The sequence below is a fragment of the Psychrobacter piechaudii genome (genome assembly GCF_900162825.1).
Classification (GTDB): domain Bacteria; phylum Pseudomonadota; class Gammaproteobacteria; order Pseudomonadales; family Moraxellaceae; genus Psychrobacter; species Psychrobacter piechaudii.
Genome location: NZ_FUGE01000203.1, coordinates 1 through 5600 on the forward strand (window position 1 = coordinate 1; position 5600 = coordinate 5600).

At 41.6% G+C, this 5600-nt stretch carries 4 protein-coding genes and 2 pseudogenes; all 6 read right to left on the reverse strand.

The window, feature by feature from the left end:
• Positions 1 to 110, reverse strand: a pseudogene (locus A1019T_RS13755) (RNA-guided endonuclease InsQ/TnpB family protein); the annotation flags it as partial.
• Between the two features lie 140 nt (positions 111 to 250).
• Positions 251 to 844, reverse strand: coding sequence for a hypothetical protein (locus A1019T_RS10885; protein WP_077451658.1), 594 nt, complete (start codon positions 842 to 844; stop codon positions 251 to 253).
• 246 nt (positions 845 to 1090) lie between these two features.
• Positions 1091 to 2617, reverse strand: coding sequence for a lysine--tRNA ligase (gene lysS / locus A1019T_RS10890; RefSeq protein ID WP_077451659.1), 1527 nt, complete (start codon positions 2615 to 2617; stop codon positions 1091 to 1093).
• An 81-nt stretch (positions 2618 to 2698) separates the two neighbouring features.
• Positions 2699 to 3787, reverse strand: coding sequence for a peptide chain release factor 1 (gene prfA / locus A1019T_RS10895; protein ID WP_077451660.1), 1089 nt, complete (start codon positions 3785 to 3787; stop codon positions 2699 to 2701).
• Between the two features lie 295 nt (positions 3788 to 4082).
• Positions 4083 to 5228: a beta-ketoacyl-ACP synthase III gene (locus A1019T_RS10900; protein WP_077451661.1), complete on the reverse strand. Its 1146-nt coding sequence runs from the start codon at positions 5226 to 5228 to the stop codon at positions 4083 to 4085.
• Between the two features lie 270 nt (positions 5229 to 5498).
• Positions 5499 to 5600, reverse strand: a pseudogene (locus A1019T_RS13760) (RNA-guided endonuclease TnpB family protein); the annotation flags it as partial.

Below are 5600 nucleotides of genomic sequence, written 5' to 3' on the forward strand. Positions count from 1 at the left end.
TGCTCAAAGCAAAGTGCATTAATATAGTTCCACACGAAGTTCACTGAACCGCTTAGCTGATTCAGCTCTTTTATGTGTTTGTCTTTAATGCGTAGCTTGAGTGTTTTCATATGCTTAGTATGGCAAGATTAATTTTAGCTTACAACCCTTTAACGACTTCTTACGACAGTGTGTGTCGCCTTATATCCACCCCCTGAAGTGGGTGGTTTTACGGCGACTGGTGATAAAAATTAGGGCTATTTAAAAACTGTTACGCCAGCGCTAGCTCCCCTTGAAAGTCATTGCGATTGACCATCTGAGTTAAGTGATAATCAAAATAACTTAATAAATCATTTGGGGTCTGCAGCAGCTGTACCAGTTGACAAAAGCTGTTTAAACTAAATAGCTGTAAAACCTTAGTTTGATCGTCTAAATCAAGGGCACCTTTTTGTTGAAAAAAGCTACTGCCATATTCATGCTCTACCTGATAACCTTTATCTTGGTGCACCAGTGTTAGTGAGGTAAGTCCAATATAATGGATATTCTGTACATCTTGAGTATCCTCTACTACGGGTAAATCCACATCACTCACTAACTGCTCAAAACGCTTAGTAATATGAGTCGCAGCCTGCTGTCTTATTTCAGCCAGCATATACTTTGCCACATTGGGGCTTTCCACTGCAACCATCTGTTCATGCGTCATGACATATAACAACTGGTTACCAATTTTGAAGGCGTAATCAAACTTTTCTTGACCTACTAAAGGATCATTTGTCTTTAAATAAACTGATAAAAAGGTACGATGGAGCATAGCGCTCCAGTCAAAGCTTGGCACTTGTTCTGCATGCGGTTTATTATTTGACATAGACTTCGAGGAAACTCCAATTTTTTATACAGAGCAAATAAGAGGTATAGGATACTCTTGAATTACTTTAGTGCTTAGCTGAACTGTATTATAAGTAATAGTTTTTGAATGGTTATTACTATACCGTTTTTTTGGTTCTGTTGCACTTATGTTGATGGCATTTAAAAAAATATAGGACTGCACTCTAGGCAGTCCTATATATCGTTACTTTAAGGCATAAATCTTGATATAAAATTAAGGTTTGGCTTAATGTTTCATGCGCATATGCGGGAATAAAATCACATCGCGAATACTGGCCGCATCAGTAAATAGCATAACTAAGCGATCAATACCAATGCCCTCACCTGCGGTAGGCGGTAAACCATAAGATAAGGCTTCAATATAGTCATCATCAAAGTGCATAGCTTCATCATCACCAGCTTCTTTTTCTGCCACTTGATTGTGGAAACGTTCCGCTTGGTCTGCAGGATCGTTAAGCTCGCTAAAGCCGTTTGCAATTTCACGTCCGCCGATGAATAGCTCAAAACGATCGGTGATTTCTGGATTCTCATCATTGCGACGGGCTAGTGGCGAAGTCTCTGCTGGATATTCAGTGATGAAAGTTGGCTGACGCAGTTTATGTTCAGCAGTTTCCTCAAAGATAATGGTTTGTAGCTTACCAACACCAAAGCCTTCTTTTACTTGCTGCTTTAATACGTTTTGAGCATAATCCGCTAAATAATCACGGTCATCAATTTTGCTCATATCGAAGTCTTCTGCGTACTGAGCAATCGCATCTTTCATGCTTAAGCGAGCAAAAGGAGCTTTAAAACTGATGGTCTCACCTTGATAAGTAAGCTCAGTTTTCCCTAAAATATCCATCGCTAATTCGTTAAATAAGCGCTCAGTTAAATCCATCAAGTCTTTATAGTCTGCATAGGCTTGATAGAACTCAATCATAGTGAATTCAGGGTTATGACGGGTTGACACGCCTTCATTACGGAAGCTACGGTTAATCTCGAACACACGCTCAAAGCCGCCCACAACCAAACGTTTTAAATATAATTCTGGGGCAATACGCAAATATAATGGCATGTCTAAAGCGTTATGATGCGTCACAAATGGACGGGCTACTGCCCCACCTGGGATAGGATGCATCATTGGCGTTTCGACTTCCATAAAGCGCTCATTTAGCATAAATTTACGAATGCCGCTGACAACCTGACTACGGATCATAAAGGTGTTACGGCTATCTTCATTGGTCATTAAATCTAAATGACGTTTACGATAACGGGCCTCAGTATCTGCCAAGCCATGGAACTTATTGGGCATTGGACGTAGCGACTTAGTCAATAAAGTAATCTGTTCAATATGAACATATAAATCGCCTTTGCCTGATCGACCAATATATCCAGAAACCCCAACAATATCGCCTAGGTCTAGAGATTTAATTAATGCTAGAGAGTCCTCATCAAGCTCTTTACGGGCTACATATAACTGAATACGGCCTGTCATGTCTTGGATAACAATGAAGGCACCGCGGTTTAGCATGACACGACCCGCTACATTTACTTGAGTCTTATCGCCTTTAGCTACTTTTTCTTCGATTTCTTCTTTAGAGATATCTTCAAACTGCTTTTGTAAATCCTCAGCATAATCAGTACGTTTGAACTGGTTTGGATAAGCCACTTTACCCGAGGCAGCAATCTCATCTAGCTTAGCTTGACGCTGAGCGATAAGGTCATTGGTTTCATCGATTGATGGGGCTTGTTCTTGATTATTTTGATTAGACATAAGATTCTCAAATTATTTATGACAATGATTTTATAAAACAGCTAAAGAAGATATTGTTCTAAGTTTTCAACGCTTAGAGCATTACTCTCCACTCACACTGGCCATCAAGTCGGCTTGGTGCTCACGGGTTAGAGCATCTAACAGCTCATCTAAATCCCCTTCCATAATAGCGTCTAACTTGTACAACGTTAGGTTAATACGGTGATCGGTCATACGACCTTGAGGGAAGTTGTAAGTACGGATACGCTCACTTCGATCTCCACTACCTACCAAGTTGCGGCGTAGAGCATCTGCAGTATCCACTTGCTCTTGTACTTTGGCTTGTTGGATACGGGCAATTAGCATCTGCATCGCTTTGGCGCGGTTTTTATGTTGGCTTCGTTCTTGTTGACACTCAGCAACCACACCGGTTGGAATATGCGTTAAACGTACTGCAGAGTCGGTGGTGTTAACGTGCTGACCACCTGCTCCACTTGAGCGGAATGTATCCATGCGGATATCTGCTGGGTTTAGCTCAACCGTATCATCAATCTTAACCTCTGGCATGACCGCCACAGTACAGGCTGAAGTATGAACGCGGCCCTGGCTTTCTGTTTCAGGGACACGTTGCACGCGGTGTGCGCCAGACTCAAACTTTAAGCGGCCGTAAACATCATTACCCGAAACCCGAGTAATGATTTCTTTATAACCCCCATGCTCCCCTTCGTTAGCAGACAATATTTCAATGGTCCAGCCCTGAGAAGAAGCATAACGCTCATACATACGAAATAAATCGCCTGAGAAAATAGCAGCTTCGTCACCGCCGGTACCCGCACGAATCTCTAAGAAAGCAGGTACCTTATCGTTAGGATCCTTGGGCAGCATCATAACGTTAAGCTCTTCTTCCATCTCTTCGATATCAGCAGCAGCCGTTTCAATCTCTTCTTGCATCATCGCCTTCATATCAGGGTCAGCTGCATCATTTAGCATCTCTTCAGCATCTTTTTTATCAGTTTCAGCCTGAAGGTAACGCTGCCACAAAGTCGTGATTTCGGTCAAATCGTTGTGCTCCATTGAGAGCTCACGAAACTTGTTGTTATCACTGATGACATCGGGGTCAGAAAGCAGTGCTGTTACTTCTTCATAGCGATCTACCATCTGATCTAAGCGTTCTCGTAACGAGTCTTTCATAAGTTATCTTTTCTTGAGTTTGGTTATAAACGATATTAACGATTGAATGAATTATTAACAACTAAAAATAGGAACTAATTTTTTGGTAAAATTTTGATGTGAAAATAAGGTGGCTAATTATAGCAAATTTTAAGCACAATACCGAGACTAGACTTTTAAAATATAAGCCTAACCACTTAAGCAGGCTTCTCTTAAGATCATTAGCCAACCTTTACTCTATCTAAAGGGCAACCTGTCTTTATAAGAAGCTCTGCTCAATTTATCTAAAATTCACCGGCTTATCCCAAGAGTGGGACTAAACCTTTCTAAGCAAGACAGAACCAATTGAGTAACCTGCACCAAAGGAGCACATCACACCCAAATCGCCTGATTGTAGTTGGTCTTTGAAGCGATGGAATACAATAACAGGACTGGCTGAACTGGTATTGCCAAACTCATCAATCACGGTCGGCGTGATAGCTGGATCCGCATCTTTACCTACCACACTTCGCAAGATTAGATTAATCATATTGATATTGGCTTGGTGCAACCACATCATTTTGACTTCATTGGCAGGCAGGTTATTCTCTGCTAGATGCTCACTGATTAGCTCCGAAACTTTTGGACAGACCTCACGGAATACTTTACGACCATTTTGTAAGAATAGCTTATCGGAGGTTGGATCTTGCAAATCTCCATATAGCTCAGCTTCAGCAGCTAAATATTCGCCCTTATCCAAGAAACCATATTCGTTTTTAATATTGGTTGAAAACTGAGTAAATAATTTACTATCGATAATTTCAAAGCCTTTTGGGGTATCAGAAGCTTCAACAATAGAAGCAGTGGCCACATCCCCGAAGATAAAGTGGCTGTCACGGTTACGCCAGTTAAGATGAGCGGTGGTAATCTCAACGTTAACCACGGCAATCTTAGTGCCTAGCCCGCCTTTAATAGACCCTACCGCTTGGGCGATACCAAAAGTTGCTGCACTACAGGCCACGTTCATATCATAAGCGAAGCCGCCTACCATACCAATGGCATCCTGTATCTCAATGGCCAAGGCAGGATAAGCACGTGGTAAATTCGAACAAGCCACGATAATGCCATCCAAATCGCTGGCTTCAATACCTGCCTCATTTAAAGCTTGCTGCAAGGCATCAACACCCATTTCAGCCATCACTGATAATTTCTCACCCAATTTACGAGCAGGAATAAGGGGGGTCATGACATTAGGGTCTAAAATGCCTGACTTTTCCATCACATAACGTGACTTGATACCAGAAACCTTCTCGATAAACTCAGCTGATGAAGGCTCTAATGCCTCTCGGGTACCCGCTTCTATTTCGCTGGCGTATTGACTGTTATAGTTGTCAACATACTGATTAAACGATTCAACAAGCTCTTCATTACTGATGCTATATGGCGGAATATATAGACCTGTCCCTGTAATATATGTTTTCATGTTGCTTCCTATTTCTCTTAGCAAATAACGTGTTTAAAGCGGCGTATCTTTCACAGCTTTAATAATATAGTTAGGTTAACTCTACAGACTGTGCGGCATGCACACCCTCTAAACTAATACGTCTAACTCAATATGTTGCATAATGGTGCACAGAGTCATACTTCTTATGAATTTAAAACCCAAGTTATGAGTTAAAAAAACTCAAGCCCTATATTATGCCTGTTTTGACCGATTATTCCTAATTTTGAGTGTTTTGACCTCTTCCCCTCGCTAAACCGAGGGGATTCCTACAGCTAGACGGTCAAGCCCGACCGCAAGGATGTTCTTAGCAGCATTGATATCTCTATCATGCCATGTGCCACACTCAGCACA